This is a genomic window from Ruegeria halocynthiae, assembly GCF_900106805.1.
Taxonomy (GTDB): Bacteria; Pseudomonadota; Alphaproteobacteria; order Rhodobacterales; family Rhodobacteraceae; genus Ruegeria; species Ruegeria halocynthiae.
The window spans coordinates 1,290,975-1,311,278 of the sequence record NZ_FNNP01000001.1 but is presented as its reverse complement, the minus strand read 5'-3'; the positions used below and the strand labels follow the sequence as shown (position 1 = coordinate 1,311,278).

The 20,304-nt window shown below is 57.0% G+C and carries 15 protein-coding genes and 1 tRNA gene; 5 read left to right on the top strand and 11 right to left on the bottom strand.

What is annotated here, in order from left to right:
• The first annotated feature begins 61 nt into the window (after positions 1 to 61).
• The gene (locus tag BLU89_RS06605; RefSeq protein WP_074735433.1) at positions 62 to 1,747 is read left to right on the top strand and encodes a chloride channel protein; all 1,686 of its coding nucleotides are present in this window, start codon (positions 62 to 64) and stop codon (positions 1,745 to 1,747) included.
• On the opposite strand, the gene BLU89_RS06600 is transcribed toward BLU89_RS06605, so the two are convergent.
• Complete coding sequence (locus BLU89_RS06600) at positions 1,748 to 3,118, bottom strand: DUF3179 domain-containing protein (RefSeq protein WP_074735432.1); 1,371 nt, start codon at positions 3,116 to 3,118, stop codon at positions 1,748 to 1,750. It lies immediately after the preceding gene.
• A 189-nt stretch (positions 3,119 to 3,307) separates the two neighbouring features.
• Here BLU89_RS06600 and speB point away from each other — a divergent pair, with 189 nt between their 5' ends.
• The gene (gene speB, locus BLU89_RS06595; protein ID WP_074735430.1) at positions 3,308 to 4,279 is read left to right on the top strand and encodes an agmatinase; all 972 of its coding nucleotides are present in this window, start codon (positions 3,308 to 3,310) and stop codon (positions 4,277 to 4,279) included.
• Between the two features lie 31 nt (positions 4,280 to 4,310).
• Here speB and BLU89_RS06590 read toward each other — a convergent pair whose 3' ends face one another.
• The 8 genes from BLU89_RS06590 to BLU89_RS06555 form a co-directional block, all read right to left on the bottom strand.
• A complete protein-coding gene (locus BLU89_RS06590) occupies positions 4,311 to 5,531 on the bottom strand; it encodes an aminopeptidase P family protein (RefSeq protein WP_074735429.1) in 1,221 nt (406 codons plus the stop codon).
• 162 nt (positions 5,532 to 5,693) lie between these two features.
• Complete coding sequence (locus BLU89_RS06585) at positions 5,694 to 6,905, bottom strand: ABC transporter permease (protein WP_074735427.1); 1,212 nt, start codon at positions 6,903 to 6,905, stop codon at positions 5,694 to 5,696.
• 5 nt (positions 6,906 to 6,910) lie between these two features.
• Positions 6,911 to 8,185 carry an ABC transporter permease gene (locus tag BLU89_RS06580; RefSeq protein WP_074735426.1) on the bottom strand — a complete coding sequence of 425 codons (1,275 nt, stop codon included), beginning with the start codon at positions 8,183 to 8,185 and terminating at the stop codon, positions 6,911 to 6,913.
• A gap of 70 nt (positions 8,186 to 8,255) precedes the next feature.
• A complete protein-coding gene (locus BLU89_RS06575; RefSeq protein WP_074735424.1) occupies positions 8,256 to 9,347 on the bottom strand; it encodes an extracellular solute-binding protein in 1,092 nt (363 codons plus the stop codon).
• 102 nt (positions 9,348 to 9,449) lie between these two features.
• Positions 9,450 to 10,550, bottom strand: coding sequence for an ABC transporter ATP-binding protein (locus BLU89_RS06570; protein WP_074736447.1), 1,101 nt, complete (start codon positions 10,548 to 10,550; stop codon positions 9,450 to 9,452).
• Positions 10,551 to 10,683: 133 nt separating this feature from the next.
• Positions 10,684 to 11,397, bottom strand: coding sequence for a maleate cis-trans isomerase family protein (locus tag BLU89_RS06565; protein WP_074735423.1), 714 nt, complete (start codon positions 11,395 to 11,397; stop codon positions 10,684 to 10,686).
• Positions 11,394 to 12,539, bottom strand: a complete 1,146-nt coding sequence (locus BLU89_RS06560) for a M24 family metallopeptidase (protein ID WP_074735421.1) — start codon at positions 12,537 to 12,539, stop codon at positions 11,394 to 11,396. Before BLU89_RS06560 ends, BLU89_RS06565 begins: the two co-directional genes overlap by 4 nt.
• Positions 12,536 to 13,579: a pyridoxal-phosphate dependent enzyme gene (locus tag BLU89_RS06555; RefSeq protein ID WP_074735420.1), complete on the bottom strand. Its 1,044-nt coding sequence runs from the start codon at positions 13,577 to 13,579 to the stop codon at positions 12,536 to 12,538. Before BLU89_RS06555 ends, BLU89_RS06560 begins: the two co-directional genes overlap by 4 nt.
• 216 nt (positions 13,580 to 13,795) lie before the next feature.
• Here BLU89_RS06555 and BLU89_RS06550 point away from each other — a divergent pair.
• Positions 13,796 to 13,881, top strand: a tRNA-Leu gene (locus tag BLU89_RS06550).
• An 8-nt stretch (positions 13,882 to 13,889) separates the two neighbouring features.
• Here BLU89_RS06550 and BLU89_RS06545 read toward each other — a convergent pair.
• Both BLU89_RS06545 and BLU89_RS06540 read right to left on the bottom strand, forming a co-directional pair.
• Positions 13,890 to 14,387, bottom strand: coding sequence for a hypothetical protein (locus BLU89_RS06545; protein WP_074735418.1), 498 nt, complete (start codon positions 14,385 to 14,387; stop codon positions 13,890 to 13,892).
• Positions 14,380 to 15,141: a helix-turn-helix transcriptional regulator gene (locus tag BLU89_RS06540; RefSeq protein WP_074735417.1), complete on the bottom strand. Its 762-nt coding sequence runs from the start codon at positions 15,139 to 15,141 to the stop codon at positions 14,380 to 14,382. Before BLU89_RS06540 ends, BLU89_RS06545 begins: the two co-directional genes overlap by 8 nt.
• Before the next feature lie 634 nt (positions 15,142 to 15,775).
• Here BLU89_RS06540 and BLU89_RS06535 point away from each other — a divergent pair.
• Both BLU89_RS06535 and BLU89_RS06530 read left to right on the top strand, forming a co-directional pair.
• Positions 15,776 to 18,193 (top strand): beta strand repeat-containing protein, encoded by a 2,418-nt coding sequence (locus BLU89_RS06535; protein WP_245709668.1) that lies wholly within the window; start codon positions 15,776 to 15,778, stop codon positions 18,191 to 18,193.
• A gap of 128 nt (positions 18,194 to 18,321) precedes the next feature.
• Positions 18,322 to 20,268, top strand: a complete 1,947-nt coding sequence (locus tag BLU89_RS06530) for a type I secretion protein (protein ID WP_074735414.1) — start codon at positions 18,322 to 18,324, stop codon at positions 20,266 to 20,268.
• The last annotated feature ends 36 nt before the right edge of the window (positions 20,269 to 20,304 follow it).

Here is a 20,304-nt window from a genome sequence, read left to right as displayed (position 1 = left end):
GACTTTTCTCAGGCCGCTGCGTGGCTTACTAAGGGTCAGGCGACCACCCAACCGAGGGCCAATGACCCAATCCACCCGCACCGTGCTGCGCAATCAGCTCCATCAAGCCCTCTCGGCGCTGCGGGATGCTTGGCGGGTATTACGCCACCGGGGGCCAAGTCAGATTCAGTTCTGGTTCATCGCTCTGGTTATCGGGATCGCCGCAGGTTTCATGGCACTTGGATTCCGCATGGCCATCTCGTCCCTGCAGGCCTACCTCTACAGCACCGACAATGTACTTTTTCTTCACAGCCATGCAGAAAAGTTGCATTGGCTCTGGATCTTCCTCACCCCCGTGATCGGAGGGTTGGTCGTTGGGATCATCCTGAACAAGTATACCGATGATGGCCGCGTGCGTTCGGTCGCGGATGTGATCGAAGGCTCTGCCATTACTGATGGCCGGGTTGAGAAAAAGGCCGGAATCGCCTCGTTCGCCGCATCACTCATTACGCTCAGTTCCGGCGGATCTACGGGGCGTGAAGGACCTGTCGTACACATGGCCGGGGTCATCTCGACATGGGTCAGTGACCGCATCCATGCCGACGGGATTACAGGGCGCGACCTGTTGGGCTGTGCAGTGGCCGCTGCGGTTTCTGCCAGTTTCAACGCCCCTATCGCCGGAGCTTTGTTCGCGCTCGAGGTCGTATTGCGCCATTTCGCCGTGCACGCCTTTGCACCCATCGTCATCGCGTCGGTGGCCGGCACCGTTATCAACCGGCTCGCTTATGGTGACGTGACCGAATTCACACTGGAAACGCCCGGTTCGCTGCAATTCTACGTCGAATTGCCGGCCTTTCTCATCCTCGGCCTGATCTGCGGGTTGGTGTCGCTGTTGCTGATGCGCTCGATCTTCTTCGCCGAAGATATCGGCACCCATATCCAGAACCGCCTGTCCCTGCCACGCTGGCTGCGCCCGGGCGTGTCGGGGGCGATGCTGGGCCTGTTGGCGATCTGGTTCCCTCATATCATTGGCGTCGGGTACGAGACCACGATCCGTGCCCTGACCGGAGACCTCTTGCTGACCACTGCCATTTTGTTTGCGGTCATGAAAACCGTCGCTGTGGCAATCACCATGGGCGGGCGCATGGGCGGTGGCGTATTTTCACCATCGTTGATGATCGGAGCATTGACCGGATTGGCCTTTGGCCTGATTGCCACCGGATTGCTGCCGGATGTGTCTGGCACTCACACGCTTTATGCCTTTGCCGGAATGGGAGCTGTGGCGGCGGCGGTGTTGGGCGCGCCGATCTCGACCACGCTGATCGTTTTTGAGTTGACTGGAGACTGGCAGATCGGCCTAGCCGTGATGGTCTCGGTCTCGATGTCCACCGCGTTGGCCTCGCGACTGGTAGACCGGTCATTCTTCCTGACTCAGCTGGAGCGTCGCAATGTGCATCTGGCCGCCGGACCACAGGCCTATCTGCTTGCCATGCTGCGCACAGGCGCGGTTATGCGGCCTTTGGGCGACGCGCGATCAATCACCAGAGACGAAGCGATGGCGCTGATCGAACAGGGTCTCTGTGTCAAGGCCAGCGCCACGCTTGAGGCCGCGATGCCCTATTTCGACCGAGACGATATCCCCTGCATTCCAGTGGTGATCATCGACAAGGAAGGGTGTGAGAATCCTGTTGGCGCGCTTTATCACATCGACGCACTCAAGGCCTATAACCGGGCGTTGGCCGCAACGGCGGCTGAGGAGCATTCCTGATCACCCGCCATAGACGCTGGCTGCATCACCCAGATAGTTGTCCCAGGCAAACCAGTAAGAAATATGCCCGGCCACCCGCGGCAACTGAGTGCCGTCCGGGGCCACCAGTGCCTCTTCGGTTATGGTCCATTTGTTGCCTGCCTCGTCCAGCAACACGCCATCCGTGGTCGTGCGAAACTGGTGCGCGCCGCGCTCATAGGCGCGCACACTGCGTTTGTCCGGATCGCCCATCAGCATCAGCGCCCGCCCACCAATCGCGTCATTGATCACCGGCTTGCCTTTGAAAGCCGCCAACGGCCACGCCCTTGCTGCGCCGAATTGGCGCACGGCAAACACGTAATCCTTCTGTCGAAACTTGGATTGATCCACCAGGACCGGAAACATCAAATTGGGTGAGGCAAAATACTCGCGATACACAACACCCGATCCATAGTTCCTCCGATATCCTGTTTTCAGCGACAGGACCCTGGTGTCGGGATGGGACTTCTTCCAGGTGTCCCACCTCGTGATCACTACAGGGTGCTGCTTAAGCTCGATCCCGCTGCTGGCCAGAGGGCCAACAACCGGCTTGCCCGTATATTGGTTCCACAGCGATTGGGTCTCACGATCAAACATCAGCTTGTTCGACCGATACAGGAATCCGGAAGATCCAAACACAAACGGTTTCTGCCGCCCCGCCACCTGTGTTTCGAATAAAATCCCCGAACCGCAGAGCGTGCAGTAGGCGAGCGCCACCGGAACGCCTCCGATCACCTCGTTGAACATCTCGTGCCACCCCATGATCCGCAGAGGATAGGCGCGCTCGTCCCCATTGATCGCAACCCCAAAGACCAGATCATCGTCTTTCAGATAATCCGCTCGTGCCGCCGATATTAGTTCAGGGTTGTCCAATGACGGGATGCCGTCCTTGGTAACACCACCCCAGCTGATCTCTTCAAACCGGATCTTCATCCTGTCGCGCTGCAGGTATTCGGGGCGCAAAAACACGTCGAAGTTCTGATCGATGCCCAACAGAACCTCGCGTTTGAATGGCACCAGCGACGGGTGCGGTATGATCTGGGGGTTCCGTTCTTGCCACAGCATCCACTCAAACCAGTCAGTGCCATGTCGCACTCCGGTCAGCGTTTCCATCACCTTGGCTATGTCATGCTCTCGCGACCGGCCATATCGCATCCCAGTCAGAAGCGCGGGTACTACGTCCGGATTGCCGCGTTCAACCAGATAGGTCATCCCGGCCTCGAAATCGGTTCGCCCCCCGTACAGGGTAGAACGGACAGCCTCATAAACCGGGTCGTCCTGCGCCCAGAGCGCGGTCGGCGCGATCGCTCCCACTCCCAGCAGGCTGGCAAAGCTGCGACGTGTGATCGACATGGCGTCCTCCGATTGGGTCCATGTTCAATTCTGCCCTTAATGCTGCTCACATTCACGCAACACTCGCGTGAGCAGGCCATATTCATGTAATAGCAATCAGGGCATCTCGACATTGGGACGGTCCGTGCACATGATGATCCAGCGATTGATGGCATCGACTGCGACAGCAGCAATGAAAGGGAAATTCTCATGCAGGATCATGGATATGAGGCAGGGCGTCTGAATCTGCCCTTTGTCGGAATCTCAACCTTCGCGAAATCTCCCTACGTTGAAAATTGGAACGAAATCGATGCCGACGTTGCAATTCTGGGGGCACCGTTTGACTTTGGTACCCAGTGGCGGCCGGGCGCGCGGTTCGGGCCGCGGGCTGTGCGTGAGGCTTCGACGCTGTTCAGTTTTGGTCATGCCGGGGCCTATGATCACGAGGATGACGCGACCTATCTTGATAGCTCGGTGCAGATGGTTGATCTTGGGGATGCGGATATCATCCACACCAGGACTGACGAGAGTCACGCCAACATCGCTCTGGGGGTGGGCAAGATTCTGCAGGCGGGGGCTTTGCCTGTGACTATCGGCGGGGATCATTCGATCAATATCCCCTGCATCAATGCGTTTGCCGAGGATTGTGCACAGAACGGGCCAATCCATGTTGTTCAGATCGATGCGCATTTGGATTTCGTAGATGAGCGCCACGGGGTGACCACAGGGCACGGCAATCCGATGCGACGTGCGATTGAAAAAGATTATGTCTCGGGCATGACGCAGCTGGGCATTCGTAATGTCTCATCCACCGCGAAGGAGGGGTACGAAGACGCCCGTGCGCGTGGCTCGGATATTCTCTCGGTGCGGCAGGTGCGTAAGCTGGGAACCGAGGCGGTGCTGGCGCGTATCCCGGAAGGGGTGCGGTATTATGTGACGATTGATATCGATGCCTTCTGTCCCTCGATCGCCTCAGGCACGGGAACGCCCAGCCATGGCGGGTTTCAGTACTATGATGTGCTGGAGATCTTGCAGGGATTGGCCAAACGCGGAGACGTGGTGGGCATCGATTTGGTCGAAGTCGCGCCTGCTTACGATCCGACTGAGAGCACTCAGGTTCTGGCCGCGCAGCTGTTGCTGAACTTTCTAGGCTTCATCTTTCACGAACGCGCCCAGCAGTAAAAAGGTGGGGCCAGAAGCCCCACCCATTGTGCTATGCACCGATGATGTTGTGTCCGGGGCCATAGGGGAAACCGGTGATGTTCTCGGCGCCATCTTCACCGACCACAAGGATGTCATGTTCACGATACCCCCCCGCGCCGGGCTGGCCTTCGGGGATCCACAGCATTGGCTCGATGGATACGACCATGCCGGGTTCCAGCACCGTGTCGATATCTTCGCGCAACTCTAGCCCGGCCTCTCGACCGTAATAGTGGCTAAGAATACCGAAGGAGTGGCCATAGCCGAAGGACCGGTATTGCAGCAGGCCTTCATCGGCGAAGAACCGGTTGATCTCGGCGGTGATGCCCGAGCAGGTCGCGCCGGGTTTGATCAGGCTCAGGCCCAGTTCGTGCGCGGCGACGTTGGCCTTCCACATGCGCAGGCTGTCTGCATCTGGCTCACCCAGAAACAGAGTGCGTTCCAGCGCGGTGTAATAGCCCGATATCATCGGGAAGGTGTTCAGCGACAGGATATCGCCCTTTTGCAGCGCGCGCTTGGTGACCGGGTTATGTGCGCCGTCGGTGTTGAGACCCGACTGGAACCAAACCCATGTGTCGCGGTATTCGGCCTCCGGGTAGGCGCGGGCGATCTCGGCCTCCATCGCGTCGCGTCCCGCCATGGCGATCTCAATCTCGGTCGCGCCTTCGCGGATTGCGGCGTGGATCGCGGCCCCGCCTACGTCAGCGGTGCGCGCGCCGCCTTTGATCAGCGCGATCTCTTCAGCTGACTTGATCATACGCGCAGCCATAGTGTCGGGGGCGATGTCGATCAGTTCCGGGGCGCCCAGCATGGACATCGCGGTGTCGCGTGTGACCAATGTCATGTGATCGCCTTCAATGCCGACCCGCTTGGCGTCACCGATCAGGTTGGCCACCGCGCGCCAGTAGTTGTCGCGCTTCCAGTCGGTGTAGATGACGTTATCTTCGACCGAACGGCGCCACGGCTGACCCGCGTCGATATTTGCGGAAACCGTGGTGCAGGCATTCTGCGTCACTACGCACCCATAGGGGCGGCCAAAGGCGCAATACAGAAAGCCGGAATAATAGGCGATGTTCTGCATCGAGGTCAGCAGAACGACCGGGATATCCCGTGCCGCCATGATCGTGCGCAGTTTGCCCAGTCGGCGTTCATATTCACCCTTGCTGAAGGGCAGGGGCGCTTTGTCGCCGTTATGGCAGGTAAAAAATTCGGGGCGTTTGGTTGTGTCTGTCATCACAGGTTCTCTCATCTATGCCGGGCGGCAATACCCGGCCACATGTCCCGGCGTTCAGGACAGGTGGTCTCGGGATCCGAGAGCCGATCACCCCCGATGATGCCGCGACGCCATCGCGGCTGAGGTGAACGGGTGAATCGTTAAATCAGGTGTGGGCCTTCGTCAAGCCGGAGAAAGCCCTCGCAAACGCTCGGACCGGCGGCGCAGCAGTTCGACCGTGGTCAGCAGCGCGATCGACAGGACCACAAGGATGGTTGCAACCGCCAGAATTGTCGGGCTGATCTGTTCCCGCAGGCCGGTGAACATCTGCCAAGGCAGCGTTTTCTGGCTGGCCGAACCTACGAACAGCACCACAACCACCTCGTCGAACGAGGTGATGAAGGCGAACAAGCCACCCGAGATCACGCCGGGCAGGATCAGGGGCATCTGGATCTTGAAGAACGTCCGCACCGGGCCCGCGCCCATATTCGCCGCCGCCCGCGTCAGCGAGCGATCAAAACCCACCAGCGTTGCGGTCACGGTGATGATGACGAACGGAATGCCCAGAACGGCGTGGGCAAGGACAACTTTCACATAACCCACAAAGTTCTTGTTCATACCCAACGTGCCTTCGAGGAAGCGACCGATATCGCTGTAGAAGAAGAACATGCCAGTCGCCGAAATGATCAGCGGCACGATCATTGGCGAGATCAGGATGCCCATGATGGCGCGGCGACCGGGAACGTGGCTCTGGCTGAGTCCGATGGCTGCCAGCGTACCAAGCGAGACTGAGATGATTGTCGCAATCGGGGCGATGATCAGCGAGTTCTTGAAGCTGCGCTGCCATTCATTGTTGGTGAAGAAATCGCGATAGTGCTTCAGTGAGAATCCTTCGGGATCCAGTCGCAACATCTCGGGCGTAAAGGTAAAGAAATCCTGCGCGTTGAACGACAGCGGCAGGACTACGAGGATCGGTGTGATCAGGAAGACGAAGATGGCCCCGCAGATAACTCGGAACAGATAGTGATAGAACACCTGTTTCGGAGTCAGATAGCTGAGTAATTTGCGGCGATATCTGCCCTCATAAAGCCAATAGATGAAGAAGATAAAAAACCAACCGCCCAACAGGCCCAAAACGCCACCCATCGGACCTGACATCAGGAAGCCGATGATGCCAAAGCCCAGGATGTTGATCCAGCGCGCCAGTTTTTCGTTCTTCAAAACGTTGATGTAGACCCAGGCCAGCCCGGCGATAAGCACCGCTCCTGCTAAGATGCCCAACAAGATTGAGCCGTTGCCCGCGCCGACAAAGATGCCGGCGAAAGCGCCTGCCAAGGCAACGCTGGGCAGAACCATGGACATGGGTTTGCGGGATATCGGTGTAAGTGCAGCCATGTCGATTATCCCAACTTCACGTTATCAATGCCCACGATCTTGTCGTAGACCCAGTAGAGCAACATTACGACACCCAGCAGAATTGTGCCCAAGGCCGCAGCCAGTCCCCAGTTCAGCGAGGACGAGATGTGATAGGCAATCCGGTTCGAGATGAAGACACCCTTGGTGCCGCCCACAATTTCAGGTGTGATGTAGTAGCCAATCGACAGGATGAACACGAGGATTGACCCCGCGCCGATGCCCGGAATGGATTGCGGGAAGTAGATGCGCCAGAACGTCGTCCAGTTGGTTGCGCCCATGGATTTCGCGGCCCGCGTATAGGTTGGCGGAATGGTCTGCATCACCGAATACATCGGCAGGATCATGAATGGCAGCAGGATATGCGTCATCGCGGTGATCGTGCCGATCTGATTGTTGATGATCACCAGCCGCGCATCGTCGGCCACCAGCCCAAGCCAGACCAGCGTTTCGTTGATCACGCCCTGTTGTTGGAGCATTACTTTCCACGCCGACGTGCGGACCAGCAGTGAGGTCCAGAAAGGCAACAGCACAAGGATCATCAGCAGGTTTGACACACGCATCGGCAAGGTCGCCAGCAGGTAGCTGACCGGATAGGCCAACAGGATGCAGGCCCCGGTGATTACCAGTGACATGAACAATGTACGACCGAACAGTTTGATCAGGATCTGTTTGTCTTCGGGCTGCGATTGCGCGCCTTCAGGGGTGCGGCGCATGTCCACGGCGTTCAAGAAATAGCCATTGGTCACTGCAGGCGAGTGAGTCTTGATCACCGCCCAGGTGTTCGGCTTGCCCCAGCCTTCGTGGATTTCGATCAACTGTTCCTTGAAAGGGCCGTCTGTTTCGGGGTCCAGCTTCTTGAGCTTTCGCCCTGACTTTCGGAACAACGAAGACATACCGGTTTCTTCATAATTCAGACGCGAGCCAAGGCGAGTGTGTTCTTTGTTATCGATGGCAACGACCATATCGCGAACGAATGCATCGTACACCGCTTCATCCGGCAGCTCACCACTTTGGGAGTCCCAGCTTTGTAACGCTTCCACCGTGAGCGGAAGGGTATCCGACACCATGCTGTTTTCGACCGATCGGAACAGCATCGACGCAATCGGCACGATAAAGGAAAACATGACGAAAAGCAGAAGCGGAGCAACGAGCATCAATGCCCGCAACTTCTGCCGCCGCAGTGAACGTGCCAGAGATTGCTTGAGCGGCGTTCCGTCCGCTGCCAGCATCGGTCCCGCATTTTGGCTTGCGTCAGTCATCTGTGCCCCTTGGTTCAGCTTGGGTCTGGGGGCGGCGCACCGCCCCCGACTGTTTCATGAAATCAAAAGCTTATTGCGCCAGCCATGCCTGGAACTTGGCTTCGATATCGTCGCGATAGTCAGCCCAGAACTCGTAGTTATACAGGAACGTGTTCTTGGCATTTTCAGGATCGGTCGGCATGTGCGGCGCCATGTCGATACCCAGGTCGGCATGCTGACCCACCAGCGGAGCCGAAGAGGCACGGGCCGGACCGTACGAGATGTACTTGGCCTGATCCGCCAGACGCTGGGTGTCGGTTGCGAACATGATGTAGTCCAGCGCGCGCTGTTGACGCTCTTCGCTCAGACCGGCAGGAATGATCCAGCCGTCCAGGTCAAAGATCTGTGCGTCCCACAGCATGGCAACAGGCTGCTTCTGCTCTTCAATCACGCTGAACAGACGACCGTTATAGGTCGAGCCCATGATGATCTCGCCATCGGCCAGAAGCTGCGGCGTGTCCGCACCGGCAGACCACCAGACAACGTTGTCCTTGATGGTGCCCAGTTTTGCCAACGCCTGATCCTGACCTTCAGGGGTGGCCAGAACGTCATAAACGTCATCTTTCGCAACGCCATCACAGATCAGAGCCCATTCCATGTTGTTGATCGCGCGCTTTTCAAGCGAACGCTTGCCCGGATAGGTTTCCAGATCAAACACGGCACAAACATCGCTGGGCGGTGTGTCACCGACCAGATCGGTGCGATAGCCGAACGTGGTCGAATACACGATCTGCGGGATAAAACAGTCGCTGACCAGCAGGTCACCGAAATCATCCGCAGCAGAGGTGCCATCGGGTGCCGGAGCCAGCATGGTGTCAGGGTCGATCTCCATGGCCAGACCTTCGTCACACAGGCGAATCGCGTCCGCAGCCACAACATCAACCACATCCCATGTGATGTTGCCCGCTTCGTTCATCGCCCGCAGTTTGGCGACTGCTTCGGCCGAGCTGTCATCGTTCAGGATGGTGATGCCTGATTTTTCCGAATAGGGCTCGTGATACGCCTTAAGCTGCGATTTGGAATAGGCACCGCCCCACGAGACGATCGTCATCTCTTCGGCGGAAACGGCACCAGCTGCCGTAGCAAGCGCTGCTGCCGTCAGCAGAGTTTTTGTTGGTTTCATGTGTTACTCCCAGTACTTCCCGTTTGTTGTCTTGTCAGCTAGCGCACGGGTTCTCGCCAGCCGGTCCCTCGGTTAAGTCGCACTTGTTGTGTGCGACTTGGTCTATGCGTCAAGCGCGCGGCAATCCTTGGCCAGCCAGCCAATGTCGATTTCCTGACCGGGCTGCAGTCGGACGGCATCGGGCGCGTTTCGTGTTTTGACAATGAACTCGTCATTGCCAGCTACCGACATACGGAAGCGGAACACGTCACCCATGTAGATGAATTCCTTGACCGTCGCCTTCAGCGTATGCGCATCGGCGTGCAGGCGGTCCTTGTTGAATTCCACCCGCTCAGGCCGGATCGAGACTTTGGTGCGGTCGCCCGGATTGTGAACGTTGATCGGCACGGCGTCGATTTCCGATCCGTCATCCAACTGCACCAGGCAGGTGTCACCGTCGATGGATTTAACTACACCTTCCATGGTGTTGTTTTCACCGATGAACTGAGCGACAAAGCTGTTCTCAGGCTCTTCGTACAGCTGATCTGGCGGGGCCAACTGCTGAATGCGGCCATCGTCGAATACCGCAACGCGGTCGGACATGGTCAGTGCTTCGGTCTGGTCGTGGGTCACGTATACAGTTGTAATACCCAGTTCATGCGCCAGACGCGTGATTTCGAACTGCATGTGTTCGCGCAGCTGTTTGTCGAGCGCGCCCAGCGGTTCGTCCATCAAGACCAGTTCCGGCTCGAACACCAGCGCACGGGCCAGGGCGATCCGTTGTTGTTGACCGCCGGACAGTTGCGCAGGGCGTCGATTTCCGAAAGCCCCCATCTGCACCATGTCCAACGCACGCTTCACTTTGGCCTCGCGCGTGGATTTGTCCAGCTTGCGGACCTCCAGCGGGAAAGCCAGGTTTTCCGCAACGGTCATGTGTGGGAACAGAGCGTAGTTCTGAAACACCATCCCGATACCGCGTTTGTGCGGAGGGATGTTGTTGATCGGTTTGCCATCCAGCAGAATTTCGCCATGTGTGGCGGTTTCGAATCCGGCAAGCATCATCAGGCAGGTCGTTTTGCCCGATCCTGACGGACCAAGCATCGTCAGGAATTCGCCCTTTGGCATCGCCAGGTTTAAATCTTTGACGACAAGATTCTCGCCGTCATACGATTTTTGAACGCGTTGAAATTCAACAAACGCGTCTTCGATATGTGTGTCGGTCAACAAGACCCCCTGTTGCGTCAATGGATTATCCGGTTGATCCAGATTTCATTGATCTTCTCGTGCATTGAAGCCGAAGCTAACAAATGGTTGCAAGTCAGTAAAGCGAATGAGCTGTCCATAGCGTCACTTTTGCTTAGATTTGCGACAAGTTCAGGTATCTCATATGCCAGGCCAAACTCTGGTTACTGGACAGGACCGGCTTGCCGATCTGTGCTTCGATCCTTGGAATTGCATCCAGTGTCCGTAGGTTGGTACAGCTCAGAAATACCGCATCAACCGCCTTATCCGCACCCAGTCGTGATGCGGCTTCGATCACCGATTCGCTCGAGATTCGCACCACTTTGGCCTCTTCTGATTCGCCGAACGTGCCAAACACATCCATCGAGATTCCGTGTTCGAAAAACGCGCGCCGGAGAGGGGTGTTTACCTCTTCGATATAAGGTGAGAGCAGGGCGAATCTCGAGACGCCCAGATGTTCGGCACAGGCAGCGGCTGCACGCAGCGGGTTGGTTACGGTGTGAACATTGCAGGTCTGTTTGACCATCTGCTCAACCCGTTCCGACCCGATGACCGAGCTGGCCGAGGTGCAGCCATAACCCACCACGCGGTAGGGACGCGCCTTGGGCAGCAGATCGGCGGCGGCGGGCAGATCGGTTTCCATCTGCGCCAGCGTGTCGGTGTTGACCTCAGACCCGCTGGGAATACGGCTGACATAGAGGGGACTTTTATCATCGACAAAAAGAGTGCGGAACTCGGGTTCGATCGTTTCATCGGTTTGCAGAACGATCAACCCCATCGGCACCGCAGAGGCATCGTCGGGATCAAGCGTATAGGGCAAGGTGTTCATAACTCGGGGATCTCCGGTCCGATGCGGGGGCTGAGGAATTCCGGCGCACCTTCGGTGATCAGGATGTTTTCCTCATGCACGAGGATTTTGCCATTAACTGCGACACCTGGTTCGAGCGTCAGAACCATCCCGGCCTGCAATTCCGTATGGTCACCGGGAATGAGCGACGGCCATTCGGTCAGCGACATGCCCAGCCCGTGCCCAAGACGTCCGGCATCTGTGCCCACGCCGCCGTCGGTCAGGATTGTATTCATAGCGTGAAACAACTGAGAAGCCGTTGCACCGGGTCGGGCTTGATCGAATGCGGCGTCTGAAGCTTCGATCAGTCTGGCGTGTGCATCCCGGACTGCCGCGCTGGCCGGGCCGACCGACCAGTTGCGGTCGTAGTCACAGAAATACCCATCGCGGACAAGGCCGGTATCCAGCATCAGCACGTCGCCCGCGACAAGAGGGGTCGGTTTTGCAGGAGAGATCACATCGGTATATCCGCCCTGTTCGGCCCCACCGGCCAGATATGGAACCCAGTCGGCACCCTCTTCGAGGCAGAGCATCTGAAACTGACGAAACACCTGATCAATCGCCACCCCCGCCGATGCGATTTCTGGAACACGCGCAAAGGCGCGGGCTGCGATCTGGCACGCGGTCCGTATTCTGGCAACCTCGGCGTCGGATTTCACCATGCGCAGGGCGCGCAGAATGCCGTGGTCACCGGATATATGGCGGGCGCCGATGCCGGATTGCAGTCGCCTCAGGTCAGCCAGTGGCATCCGTACATGTGTCTCATGACCGTCGGGGCAGCCAATTTCGGCACCATCGGGGGTCAGTTCGGTTAGCGTGTCGGCCAGCAGGGTCACCCCGTCATCTTCGAGATCGGGTGCGCTCCAGGTGCGAATGTCATCAATCCATGTCTGCGCCATCAGCGCTGCACCGATTGAGGGGATCACGGCAACGGGTTTACCCGTGGCTGGTACGATCAGGAACCACGGCCGGGTCGGGCTTTCCCAGAACCGGGTGAGATATCCGGTGAAATAGCGCAATTCGGGCTCGGTGGTCAGCAACAGGGCCGAAAGTCCCTTTGCCTCCATCCGGTGCTGCGCACGCGCAACGCGCGCCGCGAATTCCTCTGGCGTGAAACCGGTCATGCGGGCTGCTCTGTCAGCATACAGAGCACTTTGTCATTGGCACCTATTCCCAGCTCGCTGCGGGTCGCGTCATCCAGTACAGCAGCAATTCCGGCACCACCCGAGGCACTGGTCTCCAATCCCGCCTGCGACATAACCGGAAGCTGCGCGGCCACCTCTGTATCGTCCATGGTGAGAAACAGATCGGCATCGCGGGCGAGCCCGTTCAGCGCGATCAACGAAGGTTCCTTGCAGTCCAGCCGCCCCATTATGCTGTCGGGACCATCGGCAAAAACACACTGCCCGGCTTCGATGCTGGCCTGCAGTGCCGGGGCCGAGGTCGGTTCGACAACGATGATCCGCGGTGCATCACCCCAGACAACACGCGCATAGGCGGCAACTGCGCCAGCCATGCCACCGACACCGGCCTGCAGAATGATGTGAGTTGGTGCCTCGGGGCATTGCTCGGCCGCTTCGACGGCCATCTGCAGATAACCTTCCATCAGCAAGTGAGGCAGTTCGGTGTATCCCTCCCACGAACTGTCCGAGAGCAGTGTCCAACCGTTCTGATCCGCCGCCTGACTGGCGGCTTCCATACTGGCCGCATAGTCCGAGCCAGCCCGGACCACCCGCGCGTTCTGTGCGCGCAGACGATCGGCAAAGCTTTCGGGTACGGTTTCGGCGATATAGACCACCGCGTCAGCACCGAAGACACGCGCGCCTGCGGCCATGCTCATCCCATGATTGCCCGCACTTGCCGTGACATAGGTGTACCCCTTGAGGGTGTTGCCGTCAGGTGTGTCGGACATGTCATTTGCCTGACAGGCAATGACATAAGCTGCGCCCAATGCTTTGAACGACCCGAGACCCATCCGGCCTCGCTCATCCTTGACCCAAAGTTTTGCGACAGGCGCAAGCGCTGACGCATCGGCCAGCGGCGTTGCGACAAAGTCGGGACAAAAAGAGCGATGTTGTGCCAGTCGACCTGTTTCGACCGAAGGATAAGGTGCCAGATCTGATAACTTCGAGCCATTTCGAAACGGGTTGTCGACTATTTTCATCTCTCGCTCCCTGAACTGATGCTGCGCAGTCGTGACCGAATTGCGGGAATGCTGTCAAGCTTGGCATTGCTGCGGTAGGTTCGCGACACTGAAATGATCAATTCCATCCATGCATTTCCGGATCAGATGAACGAGTGTCTTTTCAATCGTTTTGGTTGGTTGTAAGTGTTTGCGGACGTCATCGGCGCGGTTCGAAAAGAAACTGAGCTGTGATGTGCGGGCGTGATGGAATGGTAGACATATCGGACTTAAAATCCGAAGGCCTTAGTGCCGTGTGGGTTCGAGTCCCACCGCCCGCACCAGCAAGATCTCAGACCGGAAAACCCAACTGGGTTATTAGCTTCCAGATGTCTTTGTTGGCGTTTGAAAGCCGGGCTACGACATCCTCGATTTCTTTCATGGCCTTGTCGTCAACCGTGTCTTCACGGCCAAGTTTGATGTCGGTCTTGCGATCGGCAATTCGCATCAGGATGGTCTTTGGGTTGCCGCTTTCCTGATCAAAGGAATAGATGCAGTGATTGTATTTGTTCCGAATGGATGACAGGCGAGACAGCCGCTGCGTATGATCAAGGATCGGATCGCGGATTTCGGGGGGGCGGCCCTCCATCTTGGCGAGACGTTCGACCAGATCAATGCGGGCGCGCGTCGTGTTCAGGGTTAGGAAAATGATAACCGCCACGTCCTTGTTGGCCCCGGTTAGCCCCGCGATCAGGTGGATCAGCAGACTTTCAGTATTCGTCCACATGTAGTTGAGTCGACCCACCAGCAAGATGAGCCGGTCAAACCGGGTTTCGAAAGCTTCATCCAACGGACGCGCTGCGCGCTTCGTTTGGCGCGACCTCAAAATAGAAATGAGCGGCTTCGGTACGGTTGCTTACATCAATCTTGCCTGAGACATTGTGCATATGCAGTTTGACCGTGTGCTCAGTTATTCCCAGCTTTGACGCAATGCCCTTGTTGCTTTTACCCTGCGAAACCAGCCGCAGAACCTGTTTTTCCCGACGTGTCAACTTGGCATATTGCAACAGTTTTTCAGGTGACCGGGTTCTGGTCGCTGGCAGCTTTTCGACAGGTGTGCCCGGCGCGCCTGGGGTTACTGGCATACTGTCTGCCAGAAAGCAGGGCAGGTGCAGCTCTTCGTGCATCAGCAGGCGCAATATGGCACGCCAGACATCCGGGGCCACATTCATGGGCAGATACCCAATATTACCAAAGCGCATACGATCCCAACGTTCGAACAGCGTGCGTGCCGGGCTTTTTTTGCGATAGGCAAACGCCAGGCAACCTGTCTCGGCAATCCGGGAATAGTCTGCAGGCCGCGCCAGAAAATCTTCGAGCATCATCTGGTCCACGACCACTATGCGCTCTGCCGAGGTGGCGAGTTCGGCCTCAGCGAGAAAGTCATCAAGGCAATCGAACCTCGATGCGCGAACGCCGAATTCGTTTTGAACGCTTCTCAGGGTTTGGTTCGAATAGAACAGCTCTTTGCCGATAAAAATGATCGACAGCTCTTCTGGGTATTCAATTTGGTCACGGGCGTCATCTTGCAATGAAATATTCACTGATCTTCCCCCACTAATACAAACGCCGCCCTCTGAATCTTAAAACCGGGCCCAGAACTTGGGTGGCGCAAAACACTAACTTTTTAGTTCAAATAGAGCACTACTATAGCTGAAAGTACGAGTTTCGGCAACCAAAGGTCCAATTTCATGGGGTTGGTACTAGAACTATTGATCAGGTTTTGAGTCATGGATTTCAGCGTAACCTGATGAAATAGCAACGTTAATAATACTGATACTTTAGATGTGATTGTTTCATTGCCGGTTTGGCGTAAATTCGACCAAAATCTGAATTAAATCACTTTATAAACAAATATTTGCCGAAATTAATGCTTTCGGCCAGCTATGCACATCCTTCCTTCGCTGCAACGATGATCAGGCTTCAATTGGTGAAGCAGTACTGAACCTGACGTGCCCACGGACCGCGTATTTCAGCGAAATTTCCGTGGTTATGGAATCGGCTTGGCCGAGAAAGGGGGGCAAACCTAAAAGAAGATCTTCACTGCCGCGCGAGTGTTCAGTTTGTCACTCTGTGCGCAAAGCCTTTTTCAACCGCGCCAGTAACCGCTTTGTAGATGAATGGCGGTCCGGTGCTTCAGTAAAAGTGGAAGTTATTATGGTACAACGATCAACTCCTATGATTGACGTTCAAGAAGTCATCGAAGATCAGGACCCCGTGGTAGATGAACCTCAGGTCGAAGAAGAGGTTGTTGAAGCTGAAGACATCAATGCCCAACAGCAGCAACAGCAACAGCAGCAGGGCGATGACAGCAACACCAATGGTGGCGATGACAGCAACACTAATGGTGGGAATGACAGCAACACCAATGGTGGTAACGACAGCAACACCAATGGTGGTAACGACAGCAACACCAATGGTGGTAACGACTCTAATTCTCAGACCAATGGTGGCAACGACAGTAACACCAACAATGCTACGGTTGATATCGACTTTAGCGGCGGTGAATGGATTCCGCGCGACGACGACAAGGTTGACGTCGATGTTTCAGATTACGCTTCGACGCGTGATGTAATTACTGCTGGCGATGACCTGGACTATGATCCCGGCAATGACATCAATCTGGATATCTCACTTGATGGCCCAGGCAATGATTTCTCATCAATCAACAACCAGGCCGCCACACTGAACGACAATGACACCTTGAGCGGTGCCAGCGTTTCGAACGGTGGTACGTTTACCCAAAGCGGCAACGCGACGGGTGGTTCTGCCCATGCGGAAGAAGGCATTGACGCCGAAGCCGATGGCGGCGCGTCTGGCCAAGGCGGCACGAGCTACGGTGGTGACGCCGCAGGCGGTACGCACGGTAGCACCGCTCTGGCATTTGGAGGACACTCCGGAAGCGCGGACGCCAACGCAACTGGTGGCAATGGTGCCGGTTCGGGTGATGCATATAATGCGAGCCTTGGTCTAGGCCTGTCTGGTTCACATGCTGATGGTGACAGCACCGGTGGCAATGGCGGTAATGCCAACAGTACCTCGAGTGCAAACAATACCGGTAGCTCGAACGCAAGCGGAACAGGAACTGGTGGTGCAGGCGGCGACGCTGGATCGCTTGGTCTTGGTCTGGGTCTTGGTCTGTCAGGCTCGAGCGCTAGCGGCAACGCCAATGGTGGCGATCAGGCTTCCGGCGCATTGGGCGCGGGTCTTGGTTTGGCCGGTACAGATGCATCCGCACAGGGTGCAGACGCCGGAGACGGCAACGCTCAGACGAGTGGTTCGGCGGATAACGCGAGCTCTGGTAGCAATCAGGCGAACGGCGCGACCGCAGGAAGCAACCTGGGTCTGGGTCTCGCTGGTGCGGGCGCACTTGGCTACAATGATGCCGATGGCGGTAGTGGTACTGGCGGCTCCGGTTCTGGTGGTCCTGGCTCTGGTGGTGCAGGTTCTGGCGGTCCGGGTTCTGGCGGTCCAGGTTCTGGTGGCGCGGGTTCCGGTGGTGCCGGATCTGGCGGCAACGCCAATGGTGGAGACGGTATCGGTGGAAACTCCGGCACTATCGAAGAAGCCTTCCCGTTCCTGAAAGTGGTCGAGGAAGAAGAACCGGAAGCTGAAGAAGAAGCAGCTGCTGGAAACTCGAACGGTACTGGCGGCGACGGTGGTACTGGTGGTGCAGGTTCTGGCGGTACAGGTACCGGTGGTACGGGTTCTGGCGGTACGGGTACCGGTGGTACAGGTACTGGTGGTACGGGTACTGGTGGCCCAGGAGCCGGTGGAACCGGAACCGGTGGTGCAGGTGGCGGCTACGTCGATACAGATGCAAATGCACAAGGTGTTGGTGATCAAACGGCCGGTGGCCCTGACATCACGCAGACACCGGGTGACATTGACGGAACCACCAACAATACCCAGACCCCAGACGGTTCAGGTGGAGATGGCGGAAGCAACTCGACCAATGGCATGTCCACGGGTTCGGGTTCTGGTGCAGCGACTGCTGATGGTACCGCTGGTGCCGGTGGTACAACCACCCCGACGTCCAGCTCGGCCGGTAGCGGTGCGGGTTCGGCGGACGCGACCAACACAGCTGGTGACGGCGGTGCGGGTCAGGTCTGGTCGACTGCTGACACCGATGGTTCAGCCGACAGTCTTGCCGAAGCGATTGCCGGTTACGGTGGCGCAGCAAACTCGGACAACGACGCGACCTCAACCGGTACGGGTAGTGCGACTGGCACTGCGTACTCAGGTGCAGGTGGTGCCGGTGGCGCGGGAACCGCAGCAGGCGGAACCAGCGGCGCGGTCATGGGTACTGCAACCAGCGGCGATACCACGGGTGCGATGAATACCGGTGGTGAAGCATCTGGTGCATATTCCGGTGCTGGTGGTGCGGGTGGAAACGCCGGTACCTGGGGCTCGAACAACGGTGGCGACGGTATCGTCAACGGTGAGTCCTATGCATCGGCGGCTGCGGTAGTCGATACATCAGCCTTCAACCAATCGATCGTCATGGGTGCCAACGTGCTTGGTAACTCGGTCGACACGACCATGGTTGGTGGTTCGATGACCTCGACTTACTCGAGCGACGATACCGAGGTCTAAGACCAAATCTCGGGGGCCGCATTACCGGCCCCCGTTCAATGAAAATGCCGGGGCCGTGTTGTATGGCCTCGGCCCAGCAAATCCCGAACCGGAAATTTAAGCCGGCAAGGGGGTAAGGGATCATCGAAATGTCATTCGATAGTGTTACCGAAACGATTGCACACTTTATTGGAACTTTTGATCTTACGATTGAAAAAGCCCGGCTTAGGGATCAGTACGAAGAGTTCACCGCCAACCGACGCAAGGCGGAACTGGACGAGTTGGAAGATCCCGCAAAGATTCGCATTAAGACGGATCTGGAACTGGACCCGGGCAAGTATGGTCCATTGTCCTATCGGCTTGACACCCCCCCCGCCACTCTTGAACTCCCACCACCATCTGAAGGGCCGGAACTGCAGACGGTCATTGCGCTTGAGCCTCCACCTTCATCCGGCCCACCGCTGCCCGAAGTATTCACCGGCATCGCGGCGACGATAATTATCGAACAGAAACTCGAGATTGTGACGGAACTTATTGGGTCGGCAGTGACCTATACGTTCCAGAAGATATTCTTACGCGACAATGATGTTGTCGGAGAGGGCGATTTCCGCGACGTCGATCAGCTTATTGCGCAGGCCGAGGCGGCCATGCAGGTTGCGACCTCGATGCACGCATTCTCACTTCCCTCACTCATGATCGAGGACTACCTGTCGGTCGAGTATGTCGAGGAGTTGGCCGAACAGATGCTGGCGCCCATTAACGTCGAGGTTGAAGGCGCAGTTGTTTATCAGTTCCATGGCGAAGATGCGATGGGTGTGATCGTCAATGGTGAGCACGTGGACGAAGCCCCTGAGTGGGCGGACCTTCTGCCCGCTCACCATCAGCCGGACGAGGAAGAGGAAGATGAAACACCTGATGCGATGCCCGCCGAATGGGATCGTGAAGAGGGGGCCGAATTCGCAGATGGTCACACTGTAATTGCGGGTGGTAACCTTGCGATCAACGAGCTCAGCGCGACGGTGGCGTGGGTGGATGCGCCCTATATCGCGGTTGGCGGTAAATCGATCGAACTGACTATGGTCAGCCAGGTCGCCGTTGTATCAGACATGGACAAGGGTACGAATGGCGGATCGGATTCGAAAGTGGTGCACTCTTCGACGATAGAGGTCGAAGGCAAGTCAGCCCCGTGGTTGAAGCAAGGGTCGAGTGACGATGATGCTCCGACATTTGTTCATGTCGACTGGATTACCACCGACCTGATCGTTGCGAATTTCGTCAAACAAAGCATTGATGCAACGGATATCGATCATATCGACGCCGAGATTACGGCGACGACCACGCTCTATGCGTTGGGTGACAATGAACTGGTCGATGTCACGAACATCCTGCAACTCGGCAGCTACTACGACCTGATCATGATCGAAGGTGACATGATTTCAGTCGATGCGTTTATCCAGACACATGTATTGATGGATGACGATGTGATTACGGGCGGATTGCCGGGTCCCATCGACGGATCGGACGAGAACCTGATCATGAACGAGGTTTCGCTCAAGAAAGAGGGCGAAGACACACATCAGAAGATGCAGGATTCGATGGCCGAAGCGATGGCTCTGAATGAGGACGACATGGCTGCGCTGGAAGATGCGCTGATGAATGATCCGATGTTTGCAGGCATGGAGCAGATGCGTGTCCTCAAGATCGACGGATCGCTGGTACAGGTCAATGTCGCCGAGCAATCCACTGTCCTTGCGGATCAGGATGACGTTCATCTGAATGGTCCTCATGCCGATGAGACCGAGGTTCTGGCGGGCAGCAATGCTTTGCTGAATGCGGCCAACGTCACCAAGGCCGGAGTGGATTCGGTGGTCATGGCGCAGGATGGATCTTATTCCGATTTGTTGCTGCATCAGGCGAGCCTGATCGACATGCCAACAAACGAGGAAATCAGCGAGATGACCAACGAGGCGATTGCCGTCCTGATGGAAGAGGCGGGTATACCCGGCTATGACAACGGCATTGGTCCGAATGGTAACGATCTTACGCCGAGCGAAATGGCGAATTCCTCCGATGGCCTGCAGACCATGCTGGCCTGATTTTCCCTGATTTACGAGTGACCGGAAGGTTAACTA

What these genes read in the sequence shown, in the direction of transcription:
- BLU89_RS06555 (WP_074735420.1), bottom strand. Translation starts at nt 13,579, where the DNA reads ATGAAAATAGTCGACAACCCGTTTCGAAATGGCTCGAAGTTATCAGAT.
- BLU89_RS06605 (WP_074735433.1), top strand. Translation starts at nt 62, where the DNA reads ATGACCCAATCCACCCGCACCGTGCTGCGCAATCAGCTCCATCAAGCC.
- BLU89_RS06565 (WP_074735423.1), bottom strand. Translation starts at nt 11,397, where the DNA reads ATGAACACCTTGCCCTATACGCTTGATCCCGACGATGCCTCTGCGGTG.
- BLU89_RS06580 (WP_074735426.1), bottom strand. Translation starts at nt 8,185, where the DNA reads ATGACTGACGCAAGCCAAAATGCGGGACCGATGCTGGCAGCGGACGGA.
- BLU89_RS06590 (WP_074735429.1), bottom strand. Translation starts at nt 5,531, where the DNA reads ATGACAGACACAACCAAACGCCCCGAATTTTTTACCTGCCATAACGGC.
- BLU89_RS06600 (WP_074735432.1), bottom strand. Translation starts at nt 3,118, where the DNA reads ATGTCGATCACACGTCGCAGCTTTGCCAGCCTGCTGGGAGTGGGAGCG.
- BLU89_RS06575 (WP_074735424.1), bottom strand. Translation starts at nt 9,347, where the DNA reads ATGAAACCAACAAAAACTCTGCTGACGGCAGCAGCGCTTGCTACGGCA.
- speB (WP_074735430.1), top strand. Translation starts at nt 3,308, where the DNA reads ATGCAGGATCATGGATATGAGGCAGGGCGTCTGAATCTGCCCTTTGTC.
- BLU89_RS06530 (WP_074735414.1), top strand. Translation starts at nt 18,322, where the DNA reads ATGTCATTCGATAGTGTTACCGAAACGATTGCACACTTTATTGGAACT.
- BLU89_RS06535 (WP_245709668.1), top strand. Translation starts at nt 15,776, where the DNA reads ATGATTGACGTTCAAGAAGTCATCGAAGATCAGGACCCCGTGGTAGAT.
- BLU89_RS06585 (WP_074735427.1), bottom strand. Translation starts at nt 6,905, where the DNA reads ATGGCTGCACTTACACCGATATCCCGCAAACCCATGTCCATGGTTCTG.
- BLU89_RS06560 (WP_074735421.1), bottom strand. Translation starts at nt 12,539, where the DNA reads ATGACCGGTTTCACGCCAGAGGAATTCGCGGCGCGCGTTGCGCGTGCG.